Here is a 26109-nt window from a genome sequence, read left to right as displayed (position 1 = left end):
ACCGATTCCAAAGGAGCCATCTTCGCCATGCATTTCAATATCAACAGCCCATTTTGGCGATTCATGACTCTATGTGTCCGCTACTTTATCCTGAACCTTCTATTCCTGCTTACCTGTATTCCTATCATCACTATCGCTTCCGCCAGAACAGCGCTTTACAGCACCGTCTTCGCCTACGACGACCATGAGGACATCAATCTGGGAGGGGAATACCTTCATCGCTTTGCACGCGAATTCCTGCGTTCATTAGCAGCATTTCTCATATTCGCTTTAATCGGCGCAATTATCGTTTTCGCCTTGTCCTTTTGGAATTCCTTGGGTTCAAACTCGTCCTATATCGTACTTCCGGTACTTGTCATAGCAGGAATCATACTATTGATGACCTTCGAATTCTACTGTCCTCTACAAGCCCGATTCGAGAACAGTTTCAAAGCCACACTGTTGAACGCGTTGAGGATACCATGGGCGACATTTGGCAAAACACTTGCTATCGTGGCCATAGACATCGCCGCAATCGCCTTGTTCGTATTCACCAAATACGTACGCATCGCTTGTCTGTTGCTGGGGTTCTCCTGGCTTGCCTATGCCAAATCGCTCATTTATCTGAAAATCTTCGAGCAAATCGGCCAAATGAGCCAGCGACAAGACCATTTGCCGGATACCTCCGGACCGATTTCCTCGAAAGACAACTCAATACCCACCGCTTCGCTGATGTAAATGGATGAAATTTTCGGCAGAAACGATTAACGTATGGCGGCCAAGGCCTCCTTGAGCGTGAAGGCGTGGGCGTAGAGGGATTTGCCGAGAATCGCCGCATCAACGCCGATGTTTTCAAGCGCCGCGACCGCGCGGATGTCGTCGAGACTGGAGATACCGCCGGAAGCCGTGACACGGGCCGGGGTGCGTTCGGCGACTTCGCGCAGCAGCGTGAGGTTCGGCCCGTCCATCATGCCGTCGTGGGCAACGTCGGTGACCACGTAGCGCCGGCAACCGGCTTTATCGAGCATGGCCATGGTCTCGAAGAGGTCGCCGCCTTTGCTCACCCAACCGCGACCGGCCAGGGTATGGCCTTTGACGTCCAGGCTGATGGCCACTTTGTCACCGTATTTTTCGATGACCCTGGCCGTCCACTCCGGGTTTTCCAGCGCGGCGGTGCCGATGTTGACACGTGCGGCGCCGGAAGCAAAAACGGCCTCAAGACTCGCATCGTCGCGGATGCCGCCGCTCATTTCGATATGGACCTTGCCGCCCAGTTTCTCGCCGATCTCACGCAGTTCCGAGCGGTTGTCACCGGTGCCGAACGCGGCGTCCAGATCGACCAGATGAATCCAATCCGCACCTTCGTCATACCACGCCTGCGCCGCCTGAAACGGGCTGCCGTAATCGGTTTCGGACCCCGACTTGCCCTGACGCAGGCGCACGACCTTGCCACCTCGGACATCAACGGCCGGAAGCAATGTCAGCATATTGTTCTCCTTGCTTTCAGTGGCGATTTCTTTCGACCACCGGTTAATAAGTAACACAGAATATCAAAACGCAACCGTTCGGAACACCGTCTGCAGCACCTCTGATGAGCCTATAATCCATACCTCTGCCCTGCCATAGACCACGGTTTTACAACGTTCCGGGTTCAGAGCATCGCCGCCCAGTTCTTGAGCAATTGAGCCCCCGCCTCCCCTGATTTCTCCGGATGGAACTGGGTGGCCGAAAGTGGGCCGCGTTCGTAGGACGCCACGAAACGGCTGCGCCCGTAATCGCAGAATCCCACCTTTTGCATACTCACCTCGTCGATGGACGATTGCGCGTGGCCGTGATAGCCGTCACTTCCCAATGCCACGGCATTCGCCGCCGCCACAGGACGCGCGGGAATGGAAGCACTCATGGAAGCGTAGGAGTGCACGAAATAGAAACGTTGGTCGCCAAGCCCGTCGAGAATCACCGAATCCTGTGGGGCGTCGATTGTGTCCCAACCCATATGCGGCACCACGTCCGCGTCGAGCAGATCCACGCTGCCATCGATGACGCCAAGCCCCCGTGCAGCCGTTCCGCCTTCCGTGCCCTGCGCGAACATGACCTGCAGGCCGACGCACACCCCCAGCACCGGGCGTCCGGCCTTGAGGCGCTCGACAATGATCCTGTCGCCGCCGACGGCCTTGAGACCGTCCATGCACGCCGCGAAAGCACCGACACCGGGCACCACCAGCCCATCGGCCTCAAGCGCCTGCCGGCGGTTGCTGGTCAGGGTCGGCTCGAGGCCGATATGGGCCAGCGCACGCATCATCGAGCGCACGTTGCCGAAGCCGTAATCGAACACCACCACTGCGGTCATGTCACTCCCCGTTTCTTTTTACGTATCTGAATAATTCCAGTATTGTCCAAATTTCCGCAATTCATCGCAATCATTCACCATGCGATATAGGCAGTCAATTCAGATGCTGCAAAACAGGGTATACAGCCTCAGGTTCGAACCTGCTCGGCCCGTCACGAAACCTCATGCCGTTTCTTTGGCTTTGCGGCAGAAACTTCCATCCACGCTTTGGCTTTGCGGCAGACACTTCCGTCCACGCTTTGCCACACCGCCAACTTAACGCCAATCGCCATCGCGCTCCAGGAAGACCTCGTTTACTGAATGCTCGGTTTGCCGCGCCCGCGTGGACGCGTGTGGTCGGCAATCACTCCCAAGGCCTTTTTACGGTCGAAATCCGCGGTCGCCACAATGTGTTCGCCTTGCTCTTTGAGCCCCGAAATATCGGTGATACCGAGCATCAGGTCCTCAACGCACCTCGGAGTGGTGGTGAACAACACCGGAGGCGCGAACTGCTGCCCCGGCTCACCAGCCACGTAAAGGGTGGAAACGAGCTTGTCCGCACGATTGACCGAAAGCACCGCGGGCATGCCGTTGACCACGCTGGTCAGATCCCTCGCAGCGCCTTCAGGGGCGTCGCCGTCGAGATTGTGCAGCACGGCGACGGCACCGTTTTCGTCGGCTAGGCAATCGGCGGAGATATCGGCGATCTGGCAGAACGCGGCGAGCAGATCCGCCGAAATCAACCTGGTGATCAGTATGGCAACCTTGGCGCGATTGCCGATAAGCCCTTCGAGCTCTTCGTCGAAGTCCATCTTGTCCAGTTCGTCGGTAATCTTGCGGTCGGACTGCTCTGAGGCGTCGTCTAAGCCGTTCGTGTCGGATTCGGCCGGTTCGTCCTTGCCGACGTTCTTGCCATCAGGGTCGTCTGCGAATTCCTTTTCGAAACCGGCCAGCGCCGCTTCGAGCTCTTCGTCGCTGAACAACCCGCCGTTATCGTCGCTGGAATTGGCCGGATCGTTGATTCCGTCGTTACGCTTGTCGTCATCGCGAGATTCGCTCATCACAGCGCCCCTTTCGTGCTGGGAATGATGCCGGCGATGCGCGGGTCCGGTTCAACCGCAAACCGCAGTGCACGGGCCAGCGCCTTGAACTCGGCTTCGGCGATATGATGCGGGTCGCGGCCTGCGAGCACCTGCATATGCAGGCACAGCTCGGCGTGGAAGGCGATGGATTCCATGACGTGACGCACCAGCGAGCCGGTGAAATGCCCGCCGATCATCGCATATTCGAACCCGGCCGGCTCACCAGAGCAGACGGCATACGGGCGGCCGGAGATATCGACCACGGCGCGGGCCAAGGCCTCGTCAAGCGGCACGGTGGCGTCGGCGAAACGGCGGATGCCGCGCTTGTCGCCCAGAGCCTGCTTCAACGCCTCGCCGAAGACAATGGCCGTGTCCTCGACGGTGTGGTGCACGTCGATGTCGGTGTCGCCGCTGGCCCGGATTTTCAGGTCGATCAGCGAATGCTTGCCGAGCGCGGTCATCATATGGTTGTAAAAAGGCACCGACGTGTCGATGTCGGTTTTGCCGGTGCCGTCAAGATTCAGGCTCAGCTCCACCTTGGACTCGCTGGTTTCGCGTACTATCGTCGCCGTTCTTGCCATATCCGCTCCTTTTCTCGCCGTTCACACTTCAATATCCATACCATCATAATTCATCGCGGAGCCAAGCGGAATCCTCCGATACATACACAATGTTTGCATTACAAAAGCAATGGATTCACGAGCGTTTAAAGACGACTGGCAAACGTAAGAAGGAGATACGTTAACCACTACTCGTTGTCGAGTTGTGCCAGCACTTGCGTCAACGCCTCGCGGAAACGGGCCATCTCCTCGTCAGTGCCCATGCACACGCGCAGCCAGCCGTCGGGGCCGACCACGCGAATCAGCACGCCGCGCTTCAGCAGCTCGTCGAAAATGCGGTCGCGATCCTCGAACGAGCCGCCGAAGAGCACGAAGTTCGATTGGGAATCCGCGACCTCAAGCGCCTTGCCATGCCAAGTCAGTGTCTTCAGCCACGCGGCGGTGGCCTCGCGGGTCTTGCGAAGATGCTCGACCTGACTCAGCTGCTCGTCGGTGTGTTTCAAGGCCGCAAGCGCCGTAGCCTGGGTGACTGCGGAAAGATGGTAGGGCATGCGCACGATGCGCACACAATCGATAATGCCCGGTGCGGCGGCAAGGTAGCCCACGCGTGCGCCGGCGAAGGCGAAAGCCTTGCTCATGGTGCGGCTCACCGCAAGGTTCGGGTAACCAGCCAGCAGTTCAAGCGCACTCGGCGTGCCGGGAGTGCGGAATTCGATGTAGGCCTCGTCCACCACGACCACAGGGTGCACGCCGGCTGCAGCGCCATCCACCTTGGCGTTTTGTGCGGTCTTAAGCACCGCCTCAAGCTGATCGGGCGGCAGAATGGTGCCAGTCGGGTTGTTCGGGCTGGTCAGCAGTATGATCGACGGCTGTTCGCGTTCCATCGCCGCAAGCAAAGCCTCAAGATTGAGCGAGAAATCGGGATTGCGATCAACCGTGACCCAACGTGTGAACGTGTCGCGCGCATATTCGGGGTACATCGAATAGGTCGGATCGGCCCCCAAAGCCTTGCGTCCCGGACCACCGAAAGCCTGGAAGAGCTGGAGCATGATCTCGTTGCTGCCGTTGGCGCCCCACAGCTGCTCGACGCCGAGCTTCACACCCGACTCGCGTTCAAGATAGCGCGAGAAAGCTTGACGCAGCGCAATATGCTCGCGGTCGGGGTAACGGTTCAAGCTCGGGGCGATCCTGCGGACGTCTTCGGCGATCTCGTTGACCACGGCCTGTGCGGGCTGGTACGGGTTCTCGTTGACGTTCAGACACACCGGCACGTCGAGCTGTGGCGCACCATACGGCACCTCCCCGATCAGGTCATTACGCAGCGGCAGTCCCTGCGGAATCGTATCGGTCATCTTGCTCTTCCCTTCATTTCAACAATGTCCTATTTCTAGCGTCCGATACCGGCCATGCAAGAAAACGGTCACTGAACCACTCTAAATGACCACTTTCTAGCATCTCATCAGCTCGATGCAAGAAACCGGCCACTAAGCTGCCATAAATAAGCACTTTTCTGCGTCCAGCAACGTTCGTGCCGAAAAACAGTCAGTCACAGCGAACTTAGAATGGACGTCTGGCGATGATGAATGCGTTGTCGGCATGGTGGAAACCGATGCGAGGATAATATTGCATCGCACCGCTTGCCGCCAACAGCACCAACGACACATCCGGACCAATCGTACTGCGAACACCGTCAACCAATTTTCGGCCGATACCTTGGCGCTGGTAATCGCTGTCAACTGCCAGATCCGAGAGATAACAGGCATAGCTGAAATCGGTCAAGGCACGTGCCACGCCGACAAGGCGTTCGCCATCCCACGCCGTCCATAAGACATCGGCATTGTCGAGCATTCCCTGCAACCTGGCCAAATCCTTGGTCGGACGATGGATTCCGGATCGATCGAATACGCAAGCAAGTTGCCCGGCGGTAATGTTCCGCTCATGCGCGTAAACGATCATATCCGATTCCCTCCAGATAATTTCAATAGCCTCGGAATCAGCGACTTCAGACCGCCGATCCCGAGGCCGAAAATGAACGAGGCTACTTGCGCAGGCCGGCCTTGCGTTCCTGGTCCTTCAAGGTGGCCTTGTCGTATGGGTCGTCGACGAAACGGCTCAGCACGCACTCGCCGTGGGCCGGCAGATCTTCGGAGACGGCGAAGGCGTTGATCAGCGACGCCAAGGGCTTCAAACCCTGCTCGTCGTATTCGATGACCTCGACCGGCTTCATGAAGGTGTGCACCCCCAGACCGCAGGCGAAGCGGGCGGTGCCGCCGGTGGGCAGCACGTGGTTGGATCCGGACATGTAATCGCCCAGCGGAACCGGCGAATACGGGCCGCGGAAGATGGCGCCGGCGTTCTTGATGCGCGGCACGACCTCGTCGGGATTTTCGGTCTGGATCTCCAAGTGTTCGGCGGCGTAGGCGTTGGCGGCATCCACCGACTGGTCGAGCCCGTCGGTCAGGATGATGCCGGACTGGCGACCGGTCAGCGACGTGGCGACACGTTCGTGCGACATGGTGCGCGGCACGCGCTCATCCAGGCTTTCCTGCGTCTTCTTGGCAAGTTCCTCGCTGTCCGTGATCAATACGGAACCGGCCAGCTCGTCGTGCTCAGCCTGACCGATCAAATCGGCGGCCACCCAGCTCGGGTTGGCGGTCTTATCCGCGAGAATCGCGATCTCGGTAGGCCCTGCGACCGCGTCGATGCCGACGATGCCGGAGACCATCGATTTGGCCGTGGCCACGAAGATGTTGCCCGGACCGGTAATCTTGTCGACCGGTTCACAGAGCACTTCCCCGTCCTGCGGCTCGCTGCCGTTGGCGCCGTAGGCGAACATGGCGACGGCCTGTGCCCCGCCGACCGCGTAGACCTCGTCGACGCCGAGAATGGCGCAGGTGGCGAGGATGGTCTTGTTCGGCAGACCGTCGTTGTCGGCGGCGGGAGGGGTGGCGATGGCCAGCGAAGAGACGCCCGCGACCTGGGCCGGCACGGCGTTCATGATCACGGAAGTGGGATAGACCGCCTTGCCGCCGGGCACATACAGGCCCACGCGCTCGACCGGGATCCAGCGCTCAGCGACACGTGCGCCCTCGGCCAGGTCGGTGTAGAAGTCCTTGGGAACCTGAGAATGGCAGACCTTGCGGATACGACGTACCGATTCCTCGATGGCGGCGCGAACCTCGGGATCGAGCTCTTCGAGCGCACTTTGCATCGCTTCGACGGGCACGCGCAAATGGTGCGGGCGAATGTGATCGAATTTCTCCTCGAAATCACGCAAGGCCGCGGCTCCACGGGCCTTGACGTCATCGAGGATAGGGCGCACAGCGCTGCTGGCTTCGTTCGTACCCATTTCGGCACGAGGCATGGCCTCCAGCATTTGCGCGCGGGTGAGGCGCTTTCCGCGCAGATCGATAATTCGCATGGTGTTATTTTCCATACTTTCTTATCATATTCTGAACAATCTCTCAGTATGAGACCCAACTCACATTCTGAGATTCATCGTTCCTCGGACATTGGCGCCTACGCTGCGGGCAGGCACTTGGCGCCGAAAAGAATCTTGATTTCGGCGAACAGCGACGTATCGCGTTTGACGCGGAACCGGTCGCCAAACGTGAGCACCTGGGCGTTGCCGGCAGAATCCATAATGGCCAGTTTCACCTCGCAGACCCCCGGGTGCTTGGTGAGTATCTGCCCCAGATGCATGACGTGCGAGCGATTCAGCGCGGTCTGAGGCAAGGTGAGCACCAACGGGCGTTCGTCCTCGGCCACCAGGTTCGGCACTTCCATTTCGTTGGCCCGCAGGCTCACCGTCTCGTCACGCAGCTCGACCTGCCCGCGAATCTGCACCACCTCATCGACGGCCATCGATTCGGCGGCCGACGTGTAGGCGCGCCCGAAGAACATGCATTGTATGGAACTTTCCATGTCTTCGATGGTGACGATGGCCCACGGATTGCCCTTCTTGGAGACACGGCGGTCGACGGAAGTGATGAGCCCGGCGATGGTGACCTGCGCCCGGTCGTCCATGTTTTTGGCGCTGTTGAGCAGCTGGGCGATGGACATGTCGCGCAGACTGTTCAACACCGACGCCATACCGGAAAGCGGGTGGTCGGAGACGTAGAGGCCCAGCATCTCGCGCTCGAAGTTCAGTTTTGTCTTCTTGTCCCATTCCTCGATATCAGGGACGCTGACCTGGGCGTCGCCCATCGCGTCCTCGCCGGACCCGTCACCATCGCCGTCGCCACCGAGGTCGGCGAAGAGGTCGAACTGGCCCTCAGCCTCCTTGCGTTTGAGGCTGATGACGGAATCGATGGCGGTCTCGTGGATCTGGAAGAGCGCACGGCGGTTCGGGTCGATGGAATCGAAGGCACCCGCCTTGATCAGCGATTCGATGCATCTCTTGTTGAGCGAATCGAGCGGAACCCGGCGAATGAAGTCCATGAAGTTGACATACTTGCCGCGCTTGCTTTCACGCTCGGTGATAATACCGTCAACCGCCTTGTCGCCGACATTGCGGATGGCGCCCAGGCCGAAGCGGATGATGTCGCCGACAGGGGCGTATTCAAGCCGGGACTCGTTGACGTCCGGCGGCAAGACCTTGATGCCCATGCGCCGCGCCTCGCCCAGGTAGAGCGCGGTCTTGTCCTTGTTGCTGCGTTCGTTCTGCAGCAGGGCGGCCATGAACTCGACCGGATAGTGGGTCTTCAAGTAGGCGGTCCAGTAGGAGATCAGCCCGTAGGCGGCGGAATGGGCCTTGTTGAACGCGTAGCCCGCGAACGGCACGAAGATGTCCCAGACGTCCTGTGCGGCCTTGCGCGAGTAGCCGTGCTCCTTCATGCCCTCGAAGAACGGCACCTGCTCTTTAGCCAGCACCTCGGGCTTTTTCTTGCCCATGGCGCGGCGCAGCACATCCGCTCGGCCCAGCGAGTAACCGGCCAGTATTCGCGCTGCAGACTGCACCTGCTCCTGATAGACGATCAGGCCGTAGGTCTCGTCGAGCACGGGCGCCAGCGCCTCGGCCACCTCGTCGTTGATCGGAGTGATCGGCTGCAGGCCGTTCTTGCGCTTGGCATAGTTGTTGTGCGAATCCACATCCATCGGGCCCGGGCGATAAAGGGCGATCAATGCCGAAATATCGTTGAAGTTGTCGGGCTTGAGGCTTTTGAGCAGCGCGCGCATGCCGTCGCCATCGAGCTGGAAGACGCCGAGGGTGTCGCCCCGGGTCAACAGGTCGTAGGTCGGCCTGTCATCCAGCGGAATCTTGGTGTAGTCGATGGACTGCTTGCCATTGAGCTCGATGTTCTTCAGGGTGTCTCGGATGACCGTCAAGTTGGACAGGCCCAGGAAGTCGTTCTTGACCAGCCCCAGCGTTTCGCAGGTATGGTATTCGAAGGTCGTGGTCACCGTGCCGTCGGTGCGTTCCAGCAGCGGCGAGGTGTCGGTGATCGGCGTGGCCGACATGATAGTGGCGCAGGCGTGCACACCGGTCTGGCGGATCAGCCCTTCGATGCCCTTGGCTTCCTCGGTGATGCGTTTGGCGTCCGGGTCGGAATCGTAGAGCTCGCGGAATTCGCGTGCTTCGGCGTATTTCTTGCTGGTCGGGTCGAACATCTCCTTAAGGCTCGCGTCCTTGCCGTTCTTGCTCGGTGGCAGCGCCTTGACGATGCGGTCGCCCACAGAGAACTCGTAGCCCATGATGCGCGCGGAGTCCTTCAAGGCCTGCTTGGTTTTGATGGTGCCGTATATGACGCACTGCGCCACCTTGTCGTGCCCGTATTTGTCGGCCACATAGTCGAGCACCTTCTGTCGGCCTTCTGGGTCGAAATCGATATCGATATCAGGCAGGGAGACACGCTCGGGGTTGAGGAAGCGTTCGAAGATCAGGCCGTGTTTCAACGGGTCGAGTTCGGTGATACCCATCGCGTAGGCCACCATGGAGCCTGCCGCCGAGCCACGGCCCGGGCCGACCATCACGCCGTGGGTCTTGGCCCAGTTGATGTAGTCGGCGACGACGAGGAAGTAGCCGCAGAACTGCATCTGGCAGATCACACCGCACTCGTAGTCGGCCTGGCGGCGCACATCGTCGGGCACGTTGCCGTCGTAACGCTTCTCAAGACCCTGCTGCACGTCGTGCAAGAAGAGCGAGGTTTCGTCCCATCCGTCCGGGCAGTCGAAAAGCGGCATGAACGCGCCGTCCTCGTGGTCGTCGAACATGACGTTGCAGCGTTCGGCTACTTCCAGCGTGTTGTCGCAGGCCTCGGGCAGGTCCTTGAAGAGCGCTCTCATCTCTTCGGCCGATTTGATGTAATACCCTGAGCCGTCGAACTTGAAGCGGTTCGGGTCGTCCAGGTGCGAACCGGAGTTGATGCAGAGCATCGCGTCCTGCGAGCCTCGGTCGGCCTCGTGGACATAGTGGGAATCGTTGGTGGCGATGATGGGGGCGCCGAGGTCTTTTGCGATCTTGAGCAGGTCGGTGGAGACGCGCTTCTCGATTTCGAGATTATGGTCCATCAGTTCGATATAGAAATTATCCTTACCGAAGATATCCTGCAGCTGGTGCGCGGCACGCAAGGCCTCTTTGTACTGCCCCAGGCGCAGTCGCGTCTGGATGATGCCGGACGGGCAGCCGGAGGTGCCGATGACGCCTTTGTGATACGTTTCGAGCACGTCGTAATCCATACGCGGCCACTTACCGACGCGGCCTTCCAGATTGGCCACAGACGAAGCCTTCATCAGGTTGACCAAGCCTTCGTCGTTTTCGGCCCAGAGGGTCATATGGGTGATGAAGCCGCCACCGGAAACGTCGTCGCTGCGCTGGGCTTCGGTGCCCCAGTGCACACGGGTCTTGTCGGTACGCGACGTTTCAGGCGTGACGTACGCTTCGATGCCGATAATCGGCTTGATACCGGCGCTTACGGCAGTATTCCACATCTCGTAGGCACCGTGCATATTGCCGTGGTCGGTGATGCCGATGGCCGGCATTTCAAGTTCTTTGGCTCGGTTGATCAGGTCGGGAATCTTGGACGCACCGTCGAGCAACGAATAATGCGTGTGGTTATGCAGCTGAACAAAATTTCCCGAATTGGCCATAGTCTCCACGATACCGAATCGACCAGACCCGAACGCTTTTCCGTACGCTGAAATTTGGAATTGGCAGTACCGCCGTCGCGGGATAAACCACACAGTCAGAAGGAAAGCTTGTCCTCGCGCACGATATTCAGCGCATGCGCCAAATCGGCGGGATAGCGGGACTCGACTACGGTGCGAACGTGGGTGCGCGGGTGTTTGAACTCCAGACGCATCGCGTGCAGCCATTGGCGCGTCAGACCCAGGCGTTGCGCGAATACGGGGTTGGCGCCGTACATCGGGTCGCCTACCAGCGGATGGCCGATGGAAGAGAAATGCACCCGAATCTGATGGGTGCGTCCCGTCTCGAGATTGACGCTCACGAGCGTCGCCTCGTTGAAACGCTCCAACACGTCGAAATGCGTGATCGCCCTTTTGCCGAGCGGTGTGACGGTGAAACGGAAATCCGAGACTTTGGCCCGTCCGATGGGCGCCTCGATGGTCGCCTTGTCGTTGACGAGGTTACCCTGCGCCAAGGCATGATAGATTTTGGTCACTTCATGATGGGCGAATTGACGGCGCATCTGAAGGTATGCCAAATCCGATTTGCAGACCAGCATCAATCCGCTGGTACCGACATCGAGTCTGCTGACGATACCATGCCTGCCGGGAGCCCCCATGGAAGTGATATGCACTCCCCGGGCCAGAAGACTACCCAGCACCGTCGGCCCCGTCCAGCCCGCAGAGGCGTGGGCCGCGACACCGACCGGCTTGTCCACCACGACGATATCGTCGTCCTCATAGACGACGGCCATGCCTTCCGCCAACGGTTCAGGCTCGGGATCAGGCTCGACGATATCGAATTCGACGGTATCGCCACCGGTCAGCGTCCCGGATTTCGAAATATGTCTTTGTAATACAGAAACCTCACCGGCTTCGATCAGCTCGACGGCCTTGGAACGCGAAACACCGAGCATCTTGGCGACAGCGACGTCGAAACGCTTGCCAATCAACGCATCCGGGGCGGGAACCAGTCGACTCATCGGCCGTCCGCTCCCCTGCTTTCGGCGCTATCTGCAGATTGTTCTTTGCTCTCCTGGCTCTCTTTCATATCTTTTGCGCTGAACGGCACATTCGCCAACAACAAGACAACGATAAGCACCGCCGCGATTCCGAGTTCTATATCCGCTACATTGCCGACCGACCAGCCGTAGTTCAGGAAGTCCACAACCGAACCGTTGAGGAACCCGTGAGCAAAAACAACACGGTCGATGAGATTGCCGAAAGCCCCGGCGAACGCCAACGTCAGCGCAGCCGTCCACCACAGCGAAACCGTGGTCATAGCCAGATACACGAGTACCACACAAGCCACCAGCGCCAGGCAGGAAATAAGCCAAGTGACCGACGAACCCATTCCAAGCGAAGCTCCAGGGTTATGTACCAATGTCAAGCCCAACAGTTTCGGGACAACAATGATGGTCCTGCCGTCGGCCAGTGCGGCTTGCGCCCACAGTTTGGTCAGGCGGTCGACCAGCAACGCCACGACGGCAACGATAACGAAAACGGCCACACGATCGCGCGGCCGTTTAGGGGATGTATTCTTCATATCGATGGCCGAATCAGTCCTTGGATTCTTCCATCTTGTTGTACGTGTTCGTATCGCTGACCTGGGAGACAAGCTGGCCCAGGAACTCGGTCAGGCGGGTACGGTATTCGGTCTCGAACTGCTTGAGGCTCTGGATATTGGACTCGATGACCTTGGACTGCGAGGCAAGGTTGTCGCGCACCTGCTGCGCATAGGTCTCGGCAGCGGCACGGGTCTTCTGATCGTATTCGCCGGCACGACGCTGGACTTCGGCCTCATAGGTATCGGCCGAAGAATGCTTCTGGGTGGAATAATCGTCGGCAGCGGTACGGGTCTTCTGCGCGTACGCATCGGCTTCCGAACGGGTCTGCTTGGAATATTCCTCGGCCTTGCCGCGGGTCTGCTTGGCGTACTCGTCGGATTCGTTGCGGGTGCGGGTCGAATAGTCGTTGGCCTTGTTGACCAGATCGTTGTACTTGGACTGGCTGGCGTCGGTAATCTCCTTGGCCTTGGCCTTGCCCTTATCCACATACTGATCATGCAGCTGCATGGCGAGCGTCAACATGGCGGTCGCACGTTCGGGCTCGCTGGAAGCACCGGCCGCGGCTCCTGCGATCTTCTGGAGGCTGCCGGTCTCGGTGTTCGGCTCGATCTTGGAAACCTGGGCACGCAGCTGGTTCTCACGCTGCTTGGATTCCTCAAGCTGGCGGGAAAGATCCTGCAACTGCCGGGCCTGCTGGCTTGCATTGGAAAGCTGCTTCTTGGCCTGCTCGAGTTCACGGGACAGCTTCTCGTTGCCGTTGCGGAATTCATCGCGCTCGTGCTGGACCGCGACAAGCTGGTTGTCGATGTCCTTCTTGCCTGCGGCCTGTGCCGCCTGGGCTGTGAGTTGATCGATCTGCGAATTCAAGCGGTCAACCTGATCCTTCAACTGCTTGTTCTGCTCGGCGAGCGCCCTGTTGCTTTCCTCGGCCTCGGCAAGCTTGGAGGCATCCACACTTGCGTTAGGCTGGTTGGCGGTGCTCTGTTGCTGGCTTGCCGCCGTCTTCAGGGTCTGGTTCTCGCGGCTCAGGGCCTGCACCTGGCTGGTCAGATCGGAAATCTTGGAATTGAGCTTGCTGACGTCCGGACCCAGCGACTGCGTCGACTGGCCGTTGCCGTTCGCCATGGCTTGCTTGCCGAGAGCTTCGACGGTCTCGGTCACCTGATCGAGGAAGTCGTCGACCTCTTCGACATCGTATCCTTCTTTAAAACGTACAGTTTGGAAGGCATGTTCCCTGATATCTTTCGGCGTTAACAGTGCCATATACTTTTACACCTCACTTTGGGCATAATGCCTCTGATTTTTACTCTTGAATACATGCTACACCATGCAGTATACCCTCACACCGGAAAGATACTCAGATGATGAATCCCACCACGGCCAGAATGAACCATAGAACCATCGGCGTGACATCCAATCCACCATTGCCCATCCGAATGATGGGAATGTAGCGACGCAACCAGCGCAGCGGCGGATCGGTCAGCACATAGAAGACATTGACGATCGACCCCATCACGCGCCCTGGGCGCCAACGCGGCATCAGCACAAACACCCAGTCGATCAGCACCCTGATAAAGAGCACCGTCTCATAGACACCGATGAGCCACTTGATCAGATAAAGAATGGTGAACAGCATAAAACCTCAGAACAAATCGTCTTCGGATTCATCGGATGAGGACTGGTCCACCTTGATGTTGACCTGGGCCGGGCTCAACAGGAAAACCCTTGGCGTGACGCGTTCCAGCGACCCGCGGACCCCGAAGACCACACCGGCCGAGAAATCCACGATTCGGTAGGCGATGGCTTCCGAAACACCGGTGAGGTTCAAGACCACGGGAATGCCGTCACGGATGGCACGGCCAACCTTTTGGGCTTCGTCATAGGTCTTGGGGTGAATAGTGGTGATGCGGTTGATACGACCTGCCGGGAAAGGCTTGGCGGTTCGCGTTGAGGAAGGACTGTCCTGAGAGCGGGTAGCCGGAGTCGCTTGTGACGTAATAGGCGTCACGGTAGTGTCCGAATCGAAATCAGAGGATGCGCCATCTTCGATTTCCTGCGCTTCGTCATCATCATCAACGACATCAGCCATACCGAGATATGACATCGCCTTTTTCATGTATCCAGCCATAAAAATCCTTTCGTCTGCTCTTTAGCGCAGGAAATCGGGGATATCGAGATCGCCGGGATCGTCGGGCGAGGACGATTCGTCTGGATCATCATACGGACCGGTCTCCGGGGTATGCGCGACGGTCGGAGTGTCCAAATCGGGCACATGGCGCACCAGAGGAGTCTGCGGTTCGGTCTCATAGGTGTGGGCGGCAGACCCTGCCGAATTTGAAACCGTATCGAGGCTCTCGGCGTCCTTCTTGCCTTCGGCGTCGAAACCGGCCGCGATGACGGTGACACGGACCTCGTCTCCATAGGCGTCGTCCAGAGCGAGACCCCAGATGATCTGCGCCTCCGGATGGATGGCCTTGCGCACCAGCTCGGTGGCGTCGCTGGCCTCCTGCAGCTTGAGGTCGGTCGGGCCGGCGATGTTGATGAGCGCACCGTGCGCACCCTCGATGCTCTCTTCCAAAAGCGGGGAGCTGATGGCGATCTCGGCGGCCTGGGTGGCGCGGTCCTCGCCGCGAGCCGAGCCGATCCCGAACAGGGCCGTGCCCGCGCCGCGCAGGATGGCGGTGACATCGGAGAAGTCGACGTGGATATAGGAGTTCATCGTGATGAGGTCGGTGATGCCCTGCACGCCGGCCAGCAACGCGGTATCGGCGGTCTTGAAGGCATCGACGATGCCGATGGTCTTGTCGGAGAGCTCCAGAAGACGGTCGTTGGGAATGACGATGAGCGCGTCGACTTCCTTGCGCAGATTCTCGATGCCGAGCTTGGCCGAAGCCGCACGCTGCGGGCCTTCGAAAGCAAACGGACGGGTGACCACCGCGATGGTCAAAGCACCCTGCTGGTGCGCCGCACGCGCGACGATGGGGCTGGCGCCGGTACCGGTGCCGCCACCCTCACCGCAGGTGACGAAGACCATGTCGGCGCCCTTGAGCGCTTCTTCGATATCCGACTGGTGATCCTGCGCGGCCTTGGCGCCTTTTTCGGGGTCAGCCCCGGCTCCCAGCCCGCGGCTGGAATGGTCGCTCAGGGAAATCTTGACATCCGCGTCACTGCGGAGCAGATCTTTCGCGTCGGTATTGATAGCTACAAATTCAACGTTCTGCAAGCCTTCGGCAATCATACGATTGACGGCGTTGCCACCGGCACCGCCGACACCGACCACCTTGATGCTCGTCTTATCGTTGAAATTGTCATTCTGGGCAATCTCGCTCACCATAGTCTCCTGTCACTTCACGGTTATGCCTATTACTCTATCGCAGAACACGCCTAAATTAAGACTATTTCCCGGGGTGTACCACATGTTTTTTGATTTCTTTATTCCGAATCGTTGATATGAACGGATAACTGACGTGGCGGAGTGGAGATATACAATGTTCGGGACGCTCCGGGCTGAGCCGTCAAGCAGGAAGTCCAGTGGACTTCCTGTAGGCTCAGTGAGCGCGATATATCGAGCGCGAAGGCAAAATCTAAAGATTTTGTACAGGCCAAGTCTTTACGCCCGAACATCGTATATCTCCACTCCGCCACTCAACCACACGAATTCTATTGTGTCTAATCAGTAGCTGGCGTCCATCGGGTCGTCGCCGAACAGCCGCTCGCGCTCCTCGTGGGTCGTGGTGCGTGAATCGAACCAGCCGTATGGGACGTGGACCTTTTTCGCGTAGCGAACACGGCCGCGGGGCTTGTCGGTGACGCGCTCGGGATAGGTGACGGTTGGGTCGAGCTTGTCCATCACGGCCTTGACATCGTCCAACGTCTCGGACTCCATGAACGCGCGCCGGGTCGAGCCACCGACCGGGAAGCCTTTGAGATACCACGCGATGTGCTTGCGCAGGTCGTGCACGGCCATCGTCTCGTCGCCGTCGTAGAAGCGCAGAAGCAACTGACCATGCGCCATGATGATCTGGAAGACCCCGCCCAACGTCGGGCTGAAACGTTCGTTGGAACCGGCGAAGGCGTGCTTGATGTCGGAGAAGATCCACGGGCGGCCTTGGCAGCCACGCCCGATGGCGACTCCGGCACAACCGGTCTGGCGCACCATTTCCAGCGCGTCCTCGGCGCCCCAGATGTCGCCGTTGCCGAACACCGGCACGTCCACGGCGTCCACGAGTTCGGCGATGCGGCTCCAGTCGGAGTGACCGCCGTAGTATTCGGCGGTCGTGCGCGCATGCAGCGTCACCGCCGCGCAGCCCTCATCCTCGGCGATACGGGCCGCATCAAGGAAGGTGGTGTGCTCGGCGTCGATGCCCACGCGGATTTTGGCGGTCACCGGGATATTCGCGTCGCGGCACACCTCGACCACTCGATGGATGAGCTCGCGGAACAGATCCGTTTTCCAAGGCAGCGCCGAGCCGCCACCTCGCTTGGTGACCTTGGGCACCGGGCAGCCGAAGTTGAGGTCGACGTGGTCGGCCAGATTGCCGTCGACCACCATGCGGGCGGCCTGCGCGGTGATGTTGGGATCGACGCCGTAGAGCTGGAGCGAACGAATCTTCTCGGTCGGTGCGAAACGGCACAGGCGCAGCGCCTTGGGATTGCGGGCCACGAGCGCGCGTGCAGTGACCATCTCGGCCACGTAGAGCCCGTCGGGCCCGTAGGCGCGGCAGATCGAGCGGAACGGCCAGTTGGTCACGCCTGCCATCGGAGAGAGCACCACCGGCGTCTGAACGTGGATGGGTCCCAAATCGACCGGAGCGATTTTCGGCAGCGGCTTGCCGTCGGCGTCGGCCTCGTATTCGCCGGCCGCGGCACTGGTTTCGCTCGGATCGAGCCCGGGAAGCCCCTTGAGCTCCTCGTCCCAGCCCTCATCAAAGTGCTGCCGAGCCTCCGAATAATCCACTTTCTTCAGCCATTCCTCAAAGTTCTTCACGTATCCCCTATTCGCTTATTAACTTTCAAATTCGCCAACAATATTCTTACTGACGTGCTTGGAGGTCGGGATATACAATGTTCGGGACGCTCCTTGGCCGCTCGGCCGTGTCTTACGCCCGAACATCGCATATCCCGACCTCCAAGACTCAACCTTTTATTCACTTACCAATCGAATAATTATTAAGAGATTGCTTCAAGCTGTTATAGCAAAGAATCAGAATATGATGAGTGCTTGGGGCTGGGATATGCGATGTCAGACCGTAAAGACTTGGCCTGAGCGGCCCGGAGCGTGTCGGACATTGTATATCCCAGCCCCAAGCACGTCAGTCCAAGTCTTGACAGTGTCTTTGCCTTATTCTTTTGAACGACTCAGTACAGGCCGCCTGCTTCGGCGACCTTGACGGGGGCGGACTCGTCGATGCCGGATTCACGAGCGAAATCGACGCCACCGTCGGCAGCGGTGTTGCCGACGATCGAGGCCGGACCTTCGGGGTAGCGCACGCGCTTCTCGCCGATGCGGTCGGCGACGTACTGGGCCACGTTGTCGAGGTCGACGCGCTCCTGCTTCATGGAGTCGCGCTCACGGATGGTCACCGCATGGTCGTCGGCCGTGTCGAAGTCGACCGTGATGCACAGTGGGGTGCCGATCTCGTCCTGACGACGGTAGCGACGGCCGATGGCGCCGGCCTCGTCGTAGTCGATCATCCAGTCGTGCTGGCGCAGCTCGGCGGCCAGATCATGGGCGATGCCCTGCAGCGGCGCCTTCTTGCTCAACGGGAAGACGGCGGCCTTGACCGGGGAAAGGCGCGGGTCGAGGCGAAGCACGGTACGGCGGTCGACGCCGCCCTTGGTGTTCGGCGCCTCGTCGACGGCGTAGGCGTCCACCAGGAAGGCCATCAGCGAACGGGTCAGGCCCGCCGCCGGCTCGATGACGTAGGGAATGTACTTCTTGCCGCTGGCCTGGTCGAAGAAGGTGAGGTCCTCGCCGGAGTGCTCCTGATGCGCGGAGAGGTCGAAGTCGGTGCGGTTGGCCACGCCTTCGAGCTCGCCCCAGTCGCCGCCCTTGAAGCCGAACTTGTATTCGATGTCGACGGTGCGCTTGGAATAATGCGCGAGCTTCTCCTTGGGATGCTCGTAATGGCGCAGGTTCTCCGGGTTGATCCCCAGGTCGGTGTACCAGCGGGTGCGGGTGTCGATCCAGTACTGGTGCCACTCCTCGTCCGTGCCGGGCTCGACGAAGAACTCCATCTCCATCTGCTCGAACTCGCGGGTGCGGAAGATGAAGTTGCCTGGGGTGATCTCGTTGCGGAAGGACTTGCCCATGTTGGCGATGCCGAACGGCGGCTTGCTGCGCGAAGAGGTCATCACGTTCTTGAAGTCCACGAAGATGCCCTGAGCGGTCTCCGGGCGCAGATAATGCAGGGAGTTCTCGTCGTCGACCGGGCCAAGGTGGGTGCGCAGCATCATGTTGAAGTCGCGCGGTTCCGTCCACTGGCCGCGGGTGCCGCAGTCGGGGCAGACGATGGACTTGAGACCGTCCTCGGGCATCTTGTCGCCGTGCTTCTCGGCGTAGGACTCCTGCAGCTTGTCGGCACGCTGGCGCTTGTGGCAGTTGAGGCATTCGATCAGCGGGTCGTTGAAGACCTTGACGTGGCCGGAGGCCTCCCAGACGGCGGAGGGCAGGATGATGGAGGTGTCGACACCGACGACGTCGCCACGGGTGACGACCATCGAACGCCACCATTCACGTTTGATATTGTCTTTCAGAGCGACGCCGAGCGGGCCGTAATCCCATGCGGAACGCGTGCCGCCGTAAATCTCCCCCGCGGGGAACACGAAACCACGACGCTTGGCCAGCGACACCACTTCATCAAGTTTGGATTGAGCCACGACACACCTTCCGATTATCGGCTTTAATCAGCCGTTCCATGACATTTGCTTGTGTGCCTACTTTATCGACATAGCGTGACACATCCGCCAAACGCGGCAACCAGCAATGCCAAGCCTTGCAGGTAGCATGCTACTGGTGATTCAAAGAGATGAAAAAGGAGATCGACATGAGTGAAAACCCCGACCGCAACGCCGTACAGCAAAGCGTTCCCACCGATCCGAAAACCGGCAAACCCTATATCAACACGGTTGCCGCAGTGGCCATCGCCCCCAGCGGGACGGGCTCGGAATTGAGCGAGTACGTGGCGCAATCCGTCAACGTGATTCGCCAGTCAGGACTGCCCAATGAGACCAACGCGATGTTCACCAACATCGAAGGCGATCTTGACGACGTGCTCAAAACCGTACGGGACGCCACCATGGTGTTGGCGGCCCAGGGCTATCGCACTGGCGTCACACTTAAACTCGACATACGTCCCGGTTTTTGCGGACAAATCAAAGAGAAACAGCAACTTGTTGACGACATTCTAAGTCAAACGAAATAAACCGCCAATTTCCAATGAAATGAGCATGAATTTTAAAGAGTAGTCATCGCGTTTTACTTAGTCCGTAAATGGGTATAGATTAAAAAGCATGATGACAATGAAAGACGTCGCGGAGAAGGCCGGAGTCTCGATCTCCACTGTCTCCTTGGTACTCAACAACAGGGATGCCGGGCGCGTAAAAACGCAAATTGCAGCAAAGGTGCGCGAGATAGCCGACGAACTCGGTTATAAGCCGAATCCGATGGCACGAAGCCTGCGTACCAGCAAAACCGGAATTCTGGGTTTCGTCGCCGACGAGATCTATGACATCCCCTATACCGCGCAGACTCTGCAGGGTGCTCAGGATGCTGCCAGCCATTACGGCTATATCATCCTGTTTGTGGACACGGACGGGTCGGCCAGCCAGACGGACCAGATTTCCGTGCTGCAGCGCTATGGCATGGACGGGTTCCTCTATTCCAAGCCGTCGAGCCAGGTCACCGAGGTTCCCGAAGACCTCGTGCATTCGCCGCTGGTGCTGATTTCCACCAACACGGTCGACAACCGCTTCCCCATCGTCGAGCCCGACGAATTCGCCGTCGGGCTCGACGCCACCAAGATGCTGATCGATTCCGGTGCCAAGAAAATCGCCTATATCGGCAATGCGGCTCCGACCATCGCCCAGGCCACCAGACTTGAAGGCTATCGCAGAGCGCTCCATGAAGCGAAGATTCCTTTCGATCAGAAAATGGTCGTCAACGTTTCGCAGGACGGCGACGCGCTCGGCATGGTCTCCGCGCTTTTCGATGACGTCAAGCCGGATGCGTTCTTCTGCTACAACGACGCACGCGCCTGGTACATCTACGAATGCGCCGCACGCCGCGGCCTCACCGTTGGCAAGGATCTGTCGGTCATCGGCGTGGGCAACGACAGCAATATCGTCGACACTTTCTCCCCCAAGCTGACCTCGGTGGCCATGCCCTATTACGAAATGGGCTATTGGGCGGTCTGCAAACTGGTATCGCTGATCGAGAAGCGTTCTTTGGGAGACAATCCGTTCCCCGACAATCTCATCGATTTGCCACCGATTGATTCCGCCATTCCGGCATGCATCCATTGCCAGATCATCGGCGACGAATCGGTTGTCGGCAAGAAATAAGACAGTCATATCTTTGAATTTCTGACGATAAGATACGTAGATAGATGATCGTTGCATTCGAGGTCGTCAGATATCAGTGATGGTTCTTCCCAATCAGTTTGGAAGAACCATCACTTGTTTTTTGTTGTCTACCTTGCGCGGTTTGTGCGCCGGCCCGGCGACTCGTCACTTTGCCTTGGTCTTGACTCCGCCGAAACGACGGTCGCGGTGAACGTAATGGTCGATGGAACGCCAGAGGGCTTTGCGTCCGTAATCAGGGAACAGTTCGGGAGCGAAATCGAGTTCCGCGTAGGCCGCTTCCCACGGCAGGAAGTTCGAGGTGCGCTGCTCGCCGGACGTGCGGATGACCAGATCGCAATCGGGAATATCGGGGTTGTAAAGATGGTCGGCAATCATCGATTCGGTGACGCGATCGCCGCTGATCCTGCCGTCTCGCACATCACGGGCGATGGCCGCCGCGGCGTCGGCGATTTCGGAACGGCCGCCGTAATTGATGCAGAAGACCACGTCGATGGTCGAGTTGTGCTTGGTCCGCTCCATGGCCACCTCGAGCTCGTCGATCACCGACTTCCAGAGCCTCGGCCGCCTGCCGGACCAGCGCACGCGCACCCCCCACTCGTCCATCTGCGCCACCCGGCGGTGGATGATGTCTCGGGAGAAGCCCATCAGGAAACGCACTTCCTGCGGGCTGCGCTTCCAGTTTTCCGTGGAGAAGGTATACAGGCTCAGGTAGCGCACACCAGCCTCGATGGCGCCGGCGATGGTGTCGAACACGACCGGCTCGGCGGCCTGATGGCCGTGCGTGCGGGTCAGGCCGCGCTGCTGGGCCCAGCGCCCGTTGCCATCCATGATCACGCCGACGTGACGGGGGACCTTGCCTTTCGGAAACGCCGGGATAATCGACGGATCGGAAAAGGGAGCCGCCGGAACGTCAAGCGAGGTATAGTCCACATGTTCAAAAGCCATACTTACGAATCTAGCAACTTCAGCGAGCGGATGGGGCGTTCGAGATAATATTCACCCCATTCTTCAACAAATCGCCGAATTTCGGCCTGCAAAGGTGCACGATCAAGTACTTTCCAGTCCCCTTCGACAAGCGCCTCCATCTGTTCACGTCCGTCCAGGTCGATACGTTTCGAATCCGGGGTGTGGTCGGTAGAGCACAGTATCCCGCCGGAGGCCACGGAAAAGTAATCGAGGTCGTCACGTCTGCCACAAACCGTACAGGAGGAAAGGCGCGGGGTCCAACCTGCCTGTGCCAAAGCCCGCATGACGTAGGAATCGCTGATGGCCTCGGCCGGATGGAGCGCACGTGCCAGAGCCGCCAGTGCAGCAATCAACAGCATGTATTGGCGCTGTGCCGGCTCGTGCTCCGTGGAAACCAGTTTGTCGGTCGTCTCGGCGATGACGTTGGCGGCGGTGTAGGCATCGTAGTCCACACAAATGCGCGCGGCGTAGGAGGAAATGGAAGCGGCCTGCGAAATGACGTCCAGCGAACGGCCCTCGGCGATGAGCAGATCGTCGCGCATGAACGGCTCCAGCCTGCCGCCAAAGCGCGATTTGGTGCGACGCACGCCCTTGGCGACGGCGCGCACTTTGCCGTGGGTGCGGGTCAGCAAGGTGATGATACGGTCGGCCTCGCCGAGTTTCACGGTTTTCAAGACCACGCCCTCGTCGCGATACAGCGCCATCCGCCTCACCTCCCCGATTCACTTCACAGATTCACTACACGGATTCATACTACGAGCACCACTTGTCGCATGGACGAAACCACAGTATCCATCGACATTCATGTCTATCGAAATCAAGCCGATACGCCATCCGACATGTCTGATCAGAAAATGAACAAGCCCCAGAACGCGAAGAACAGCAGGACGCTGAACATCGCCGCCGCGACCAGCCAGAAGAAGACACGGCCGAACCGTTTCGAAGCGAACACCGGCTCCCGGCCGCTGACCACATCGCTGATCGCCCCTTTGCGCGGCGGGAATTGCGCCAGTCCACGCACCTGTGCCACTTCGATGCAACGGGCCAGAATACGGGCCCAGGCCCAGACAACCAGCGTCGAAACCACCTGGATGACCGGCCAGCTCCAATACATCATGCCGGGGTCTTCCGTAGGCGCACCGCCCCAACCAAGCCTGACCACGGCCATGATGACCTGCCCAAGTCCCGCAGCGAAGAGCACGAACGTCGCCAACGTCGTCACGGCAACGGCCAAAAGCTCACTGCCGAAGCCCCGCATGAAACCGAACACCTTGTTATGATTACGACGAACCAGACGCCAACCCTTCATCGCACAGCCGATCAGCGCCATGAGCAACGCCGCAGCAAGCAGAACCACCATGCCGACGTTGACGATCGTGCCGTAGACGGTGAGGCTGCGATCCGCCTTCAGCTCCACCGGCACCGCGATGGATTGCCGGATGGTGGTGCCGGCGACGGGCTCGCTGCTCTGCTTGAGACCGGCGACGGTGCCCACGGCCCACGAGATGACGTCATTGATGTAATCATCCGCAAACGGAGTGCCGTTCTCCGCCTCGTCGCCGAGCCGAAGAACATGGTTGGCCACAGCATAGCTGCGCACCGTCACGTTGCGGTTACCGGCGCGATGGGCGGAATAGAGAATATGTTCCAGCCCCTCGACCTGCGCGGTCAGGACGTCTTTCGAGCCATAGACCACCATGGTCGGCACTGCGTAAGCCTCGCGCAGATCCACCGGAAAATCAAGGTTATGGAGCCCCATCATTTCGGTATCGGCATGGAAGAGCCTGCGCACGATTGATTGATAGCCGTTATTGGCACCGACCAGCGAGAAGTCCTGCCCGACGAAGAACCCCAAAGACTGTCGGGGGCCGTAGACCATTGGGCTCAAGAGGAGCTGGAAGGCGATGCGTTTGTCATATTTGATGACGTAGGGCGAAATCCATGTGCTCTCGGAAGTCGCGTAAAGACCGACCTTATCCGCATCGACATTGCGCTGCGTACGCAGGTAGCGCACGACCTGGTCATAGGCCTTGGCGCTTGCTGGATAATCGCGGGTGATGTCGTTGGTCGACCAGACGGGCTTGTCCATCACGGCAGTGACGAACCCGGCCGATGAAAGGTCCGCGGCAGCGTCACCGAAGCTGTTTTCCGCGGTTCCGTAGCCTGCACCGTGCATGAATACGACTCCGGGATGCCTGACGTTCGTGCCTACCGGGTCCTTCGGTGCCCGAAGAAGAACATGGACATGCTGAACCTCACCGGTGGCAGGCCGCCTGACGTCCAAAGTGACCGTACGCGAAGAGACCTTGAAACTGTCGCGATGCGCCAACGGCACACCTTGGGGATTATCGAACGTCACACCGGTATTCGGCGAAAGCGTGGACACCGACTGACCGGTCGGCTCCCTTTTCCACGGCACGCTGGTGAGATTGGAAACCGTGACAAGAATGCCCAAAAGCACGATAAAAATAGGGATGGTCACCAGAAGACGGCGACCAAGTCCCCACGACGTGTTGGCTTGATTATCGGCTGTATTGGACAGTTCGTTTGGCACAGTGCTCATGATAAACGACCCATGGCACAGCATTCGCTTTGAGTGGATGCCTCACTCACTGGCCTGCTGATCATCACCTTTGAAAGCGCTGTAATCAGGGAACGAGATATCAGGAATATCAACATCGGGATTGTTGAGCGCCGGTACCTGAGGAGCGCTGAAAGCCGCCGTCTCGGTGTTGTCGGAAGCATTCGCACTGGCCTGCGCCATGTTCGCCAAAGCGGCCAATGAGGAATTGGCATCCGTCGCAGTGTCTTGCGACGAAGCAGAAGCATTACTGTTATTGTCCTGTGTTCCGACGCCATCGGGCAAGTTCGGGATTACCGGGGCAGCGGCGTCGGGAACTGTCGTATTGAAATCGAACGTCGAAGAAGTCGCGCCGAAATCATCGGTCGACGCCGGCTGGGCATTCGTCTGGACCGCATCAAAGGAGCTCGATGATGCGGCAGGCTGCGTCGTTGTTGCCGGTTGTGCAGACTGATACGAGGAAGCGAGGGGCTGAGCGGCCGGAACCGTGGGATCGGCCGAGGGACCCGATACGTTATCGGCGATCAACGGGCTGACCGGAACATTGTTGAGCCCAGAAACCGGCTGCGACTGCGGGGCGACCGGAACCGTGCGTGCCCCAACTGGCTGGGCGGCTGCGGCAGCGGCAGCGTTCTTTTCGTTGTAATCGGTGATACGCGCATAAGACTCAACACGGCTCAACAGCTGAACGCACGCATCGAGATAATAATCAACCTGGCGCTCGTCGTAACCCCGGCTGCCCTTACGCTGGGTGAAAATAACGTTGGCCACGGTGCTTGAATTCAGATCGGCAAGGTCCTTGGCTTCCTCGCCGCTCATGGACCTGACGCCCAGATCATCTGCGGATTTGGTAATGATCTGATCGACCAGACGGTCCACCTGCTTGACATCATAGGAAGGACGCTTCTTCTCCCCACGAATGAAACGATCTTTGTGGCTGCGCTTGGCATGAGCGCTTATCATGCTGTAAAGCTGCTGGGTACGAGCCTGCCACGCGACAGCACCATTGCCTGCAATCTGGCGGGCCGTCTCCTTGTCGACGACCGCATGCTCAAGGCGCGCCAACGCGGCGTCGACCTCGGCAATGACGTAACCACCTTTGGTGAACGTAAACGCGGCGCTCTGAATGTCCTGCTGGGTAAGCTCGCCATCATTCCTGTCATACATCTCGTGGGCACGTTCCAGGAACTCATTCACCTGGTCAACGTCATAACCCCACTTGCGCTTTCCAGCATATTCTATTCCCGTCGAGCTTTGGTTGTTCTCCGACTGTTCAGCCATCAGTTCTGCCTCCTGAGGTGATCTACGCAATGTTCCCAGTATACGTGGCCGTTAC

Annotated in this window: 23 protein-coding genes; 3 read left to right on the top strand and 20 right to left on the bottom strand. The window is 59.0% G+C overall.

Features of this window, described 5'->3' with window-relative positions; all coding sequences use genetic code 11:
* The first annotated feature begins 27 nt into the window (after positions 1–27).
* Positions 28–717: a YesL family protein gene (locus tag OZX71_RS02445; protein ID WP_277160382.1), complete on the top strand. Its 690-nt coding sequence runs from the start codon at positions 28–30 to the stop codon at positions 715–717.
* A gap of 26 nt (positions 718–743) precedes the next feature.
* On the opposite strand, the gene priA is transcribed toward OZX71_RS02445, so the two are convergent.
* The 16 genes from priA to OZX71_RS02365 all read right to left on the bottom strand — a co-directional run bounded on the left by priA (position 744) and on the right by OZX71_RS02365 (position 19522).
* Positions 744–1466, bottom strand: a complete 723-nt coding sequence (priA, locus tag OZX71_RS02440) for a bifunctional 1-(5-phosphoribosyl)-5-((5-phosphoribosylamino)methylideneamino)imidazole-4-carboxamide isomerase/phosphoribosylanthranilate isomerase PriA (RefSeq protein ID WP_277160381.1) — start codon at positions 1464–1466, stop codon at positions 744–746.
* 164 nt (positions 1467–1630) lie between these two features.
* The gene (gene hisH / locus OZX71_RS02435) at positions 1631–2329 is read right to left on the bottom strand and encodes an imidazole glycerol phosphate synthase subunit HisH (protein WP_277160380.1); all 699 of its coding nucleotides are present in this window, start codon (positions 2327–2329) and stop codon (positions 1631–1633) included.
* A 293-nt stretch (positions 2330–2622) separates the two neighbouring features.
* Positions 2623–3369, bottom strand: coding sequence for a hypothetical protein (locus OZX71_RS02430; RefSeq protein ID WP_277160379.1), 747 nt, complete (start codon positions 3367–3369; stop codon positions 2623–2625).
* On the bottom strand, positions 3369–3971 hold the full coding sequence (hisB, locus tag OZX71_RS02425) for an imidazoleglycerol-phosphate dehydratase HisB (protein WP_277160378.1): 603 nt from the start codon (positions 3969–3971) through the stop codon (positions 3369–3371). The genes OZX71_RS02430 and hisB overlap by 1 nt, the downstream gene beginning before the upstream one ends.
* Positions 3972–4138: 167 nt before the next feature.
* Positions 4139–5302 (bottom strand): histidinol-phosphate transaminase, encoded by a 1164-nt coding sequence (locus OZX71_RS02420; protein ID WP_277160377.1) that lies wholly within the window; start codon positions 5300–5302, stop codon positions 4139–4141.
* Positions 5303–5507: 205 nt separating this feature from the next.
* Positions 5508–5906, bottom strand: coding sequence for a GNAT family N-acetyltransferase (locus tag OZX71_RS02415; protein WP_277160376.1), 399 nt, complete (start codon positions 5904–5906; stop codon positions 5508–5510).
* Positions 5907–5988: 82 nt separating this feature from the next.
* Positions 5989–7386 carry a histidinol dehydrogenase gene (gene hisD / locus OZX71_RS02410; protein WP_277160375.1) on the bottom strand — a complete coding sequence of 466 codons (1398 nt, stop codon included), beginning with the start codon at positions 7384–7386 and terminating at the stop codon, positions 5989–5991.
* A gap of 83 nt (positions 7387–7469) precedes the next feature.
* Positions 7470–11039 carry a DNA polymerase III subunit alpha gene (dnaE, locus tag OZX71_RS02405; protein WP_277160374.1) on the bottom strand — a complete coding sequence of 1190 codons (3570 nt, stop codon included), beginning with the start codon at positions 11037–11039 and terminating at the stop codon, positions 7470–7472.
* Between the two features lie 95 nt (positions 11040–11134).
* The gene (locus OZX71_RS02400) at positions 11135–12058 is read right to left on the bottom strand and encodes an RluA family pseudouridine synthase (protein ID WP_277160373.1); all 924 of its coding nucleotides are present in this window, start codon (positions 12056–12058) and stop codon (positions 11135–11137) included.
* Positions 12055–12621, bottom strand: a complete 567-nt coding sequence (locus OZX71_RS02395; protein ID WP_277160372.1) for a signal peptidase II — start codon at positions 12619–12621, stop codon at positions 12055–12057. Before OZX71_RS02395 ends, OZX71_RS02400 begins: the two co-directional genes overlap by 4 nt.
* Positions 12622–12634: 13 nt before the next feature.
* Positions 12635–13906 (bottom strand): DivIVA domain-containing protein, encoded by a 1272-nt coding sequence (locus tag OZX71_RS02390; RefSeq protein WP_277160371.1) that lies wholly within the window; start codon positions 13904–13906, stop codon positions 12635–12637.
* A gap of 94 nt (positions 13907–14000) precedes the next feature.
* Complete coding sequence (locus OZX71_RS02385) at positions 14001–14279, bottom strand: YggT family protein (RefSeq protein ID WP_277160370.1); 279 nt, start codon at positions 14277–14279, stop codon at positions 14001–14003.
* A gap of 6 nt (positions 14280–14285) precedes the next feature.
* The gene (locus tag OZX71_RS02380; RefSeq protein WP_277160369.1) at positions 14286–14771 is read right to left on the bottom strand and encodes a cell division protein SepF; all 486 of its coding nucleotides are present in this window, start codon (positions 14769–14771) and stop codon (positions 14286–14288) included.
* Between the two features lie 21 nt (positions 14772–14792).
* On the bottom strand, positions 14793–15974 hold the full coding sequence (ftsZ, locus tag OZX71_RS02375) for a cell division protein FtsZ (protein ID WP_277160633.1): 1182 nt from the start codon (positions 15972–15974) through the stop codon (positions 14793–14795).
* Between the two features lie 342 nt (positions 15975–16316).
* Positions 16317–17630, bottom strand: coding sequence for a tRNA dihydrouridine synthase DusB (gene dusB, locus OZX71_RS02370; protein WP_277160368.1), 1314 nt, complete (start codon positions 17628–17630; stop codon positions 16317–16319).
* Positions 17631–18001: 371 nt separating this feature from the next.
* Complete coding sequence (locus OZX71_RS02365; RefSeq protein WP_277160367.1) at positions 18002–19522, bottom strand: glycine--tRNA ligase; 1521 nt, start codon at positions 19520–19522, stop codon at positions 18002–18004.
* A gap of 167 nt (positions 19523–19689) precedes the next feature.
* Here OZX71_RS02365 and OZX71_RS02360 point away from each other — a divergent pair, with 167 nt between their 5' ends.
* Together OZX71_RS02360 and OZX71_RS02355 are read left to right on the top strand one after the other, a co-directional pair.
* Entirely contained in the window at positions 19690–20067 is a 378-nt protein-coding gene (locus tag OZX71_RS02360; protein WP_277160366.1) for a thiamine-binding protein, read from the top strand.
* 88 nt (positions 20068–20155) lie between these two features.
* Complete coding sequence (locus OZX71_RS02355; RefSeq protein WP_277160365.1) at positions 20156–21205, top strand: LacI family DNA-binding transcriptional regulator; 1050 nt, start codon at positions 20156–20158, stop codon at positions 21203–21205.
* Between the two features lie 165 nt (positions 21206–21370).
* On the opposite strand, the gene OZX71_RS02350 is transcribed toward OZX71_RS02355, so the two are convergent.
* From OZX71_RS02350 to OZX71_RS02335, 4 genes are all read right to left on the bottom strand, one after another.
* Entirely contained in the window at positions 21371–22171 is an 801-nt protein-coding gene (locus OZX71_RS02350; protein ID WP_277160364.1) for an isoprenyl transferase, read from the bottom strand.
* A gap of 2 nt (positions 22172–22173) precedes the next feature.
* Positions 22174–22896 (bottom strand): DNA repair protein RecO, encoded by a 723-nt coding sequence (recO, locus tag OZX71_RS02345; RefSeq protein WP_277160363.1) that lies wholly within the window; start codon positions 22894–22896, stop codon positions 22174–22176.
* Positions 22897–23039: 143 nt separating this feature from the next.
* Positions 23040–24755 carry an alpha/beta hydrolase gene (locus OZX71_RS02340; protein ID WP_277160362.1) on the bottom strand — a complete coding sequence of 572 codons (1716 nt, stop codon included), beginning with the start codon at positions 24753–24755 and terminating at the stop codon, positions 23040–23042.
* 42 nt (positions 24756–24797) lie between these two features.
* Positions 24798–26054, bottom strand: coding sequence for a DivIVA domain-containing protein (locus tag OZX71_RS02335; protein ID WP_277160361.1), 1257 nt, complete (start codon positions 26052–26054; stop codon positions 24798–24800).
* Positions 26055–26109 lie beyond the last annotated feature (55 nt).

Source organism: Bifidobacterium sp. ESL0764 (genome assembly GCF_029395515.1).
Taxonomy (GTDB): Bacteria; Actinomycetota; Actinomycetes; order Actinomycetales; family Bifidobacteriaceae; genus Bifidobacterium.
This window is presented reverse-complemented; position numbering and strand designations above follow the sequence as displayed.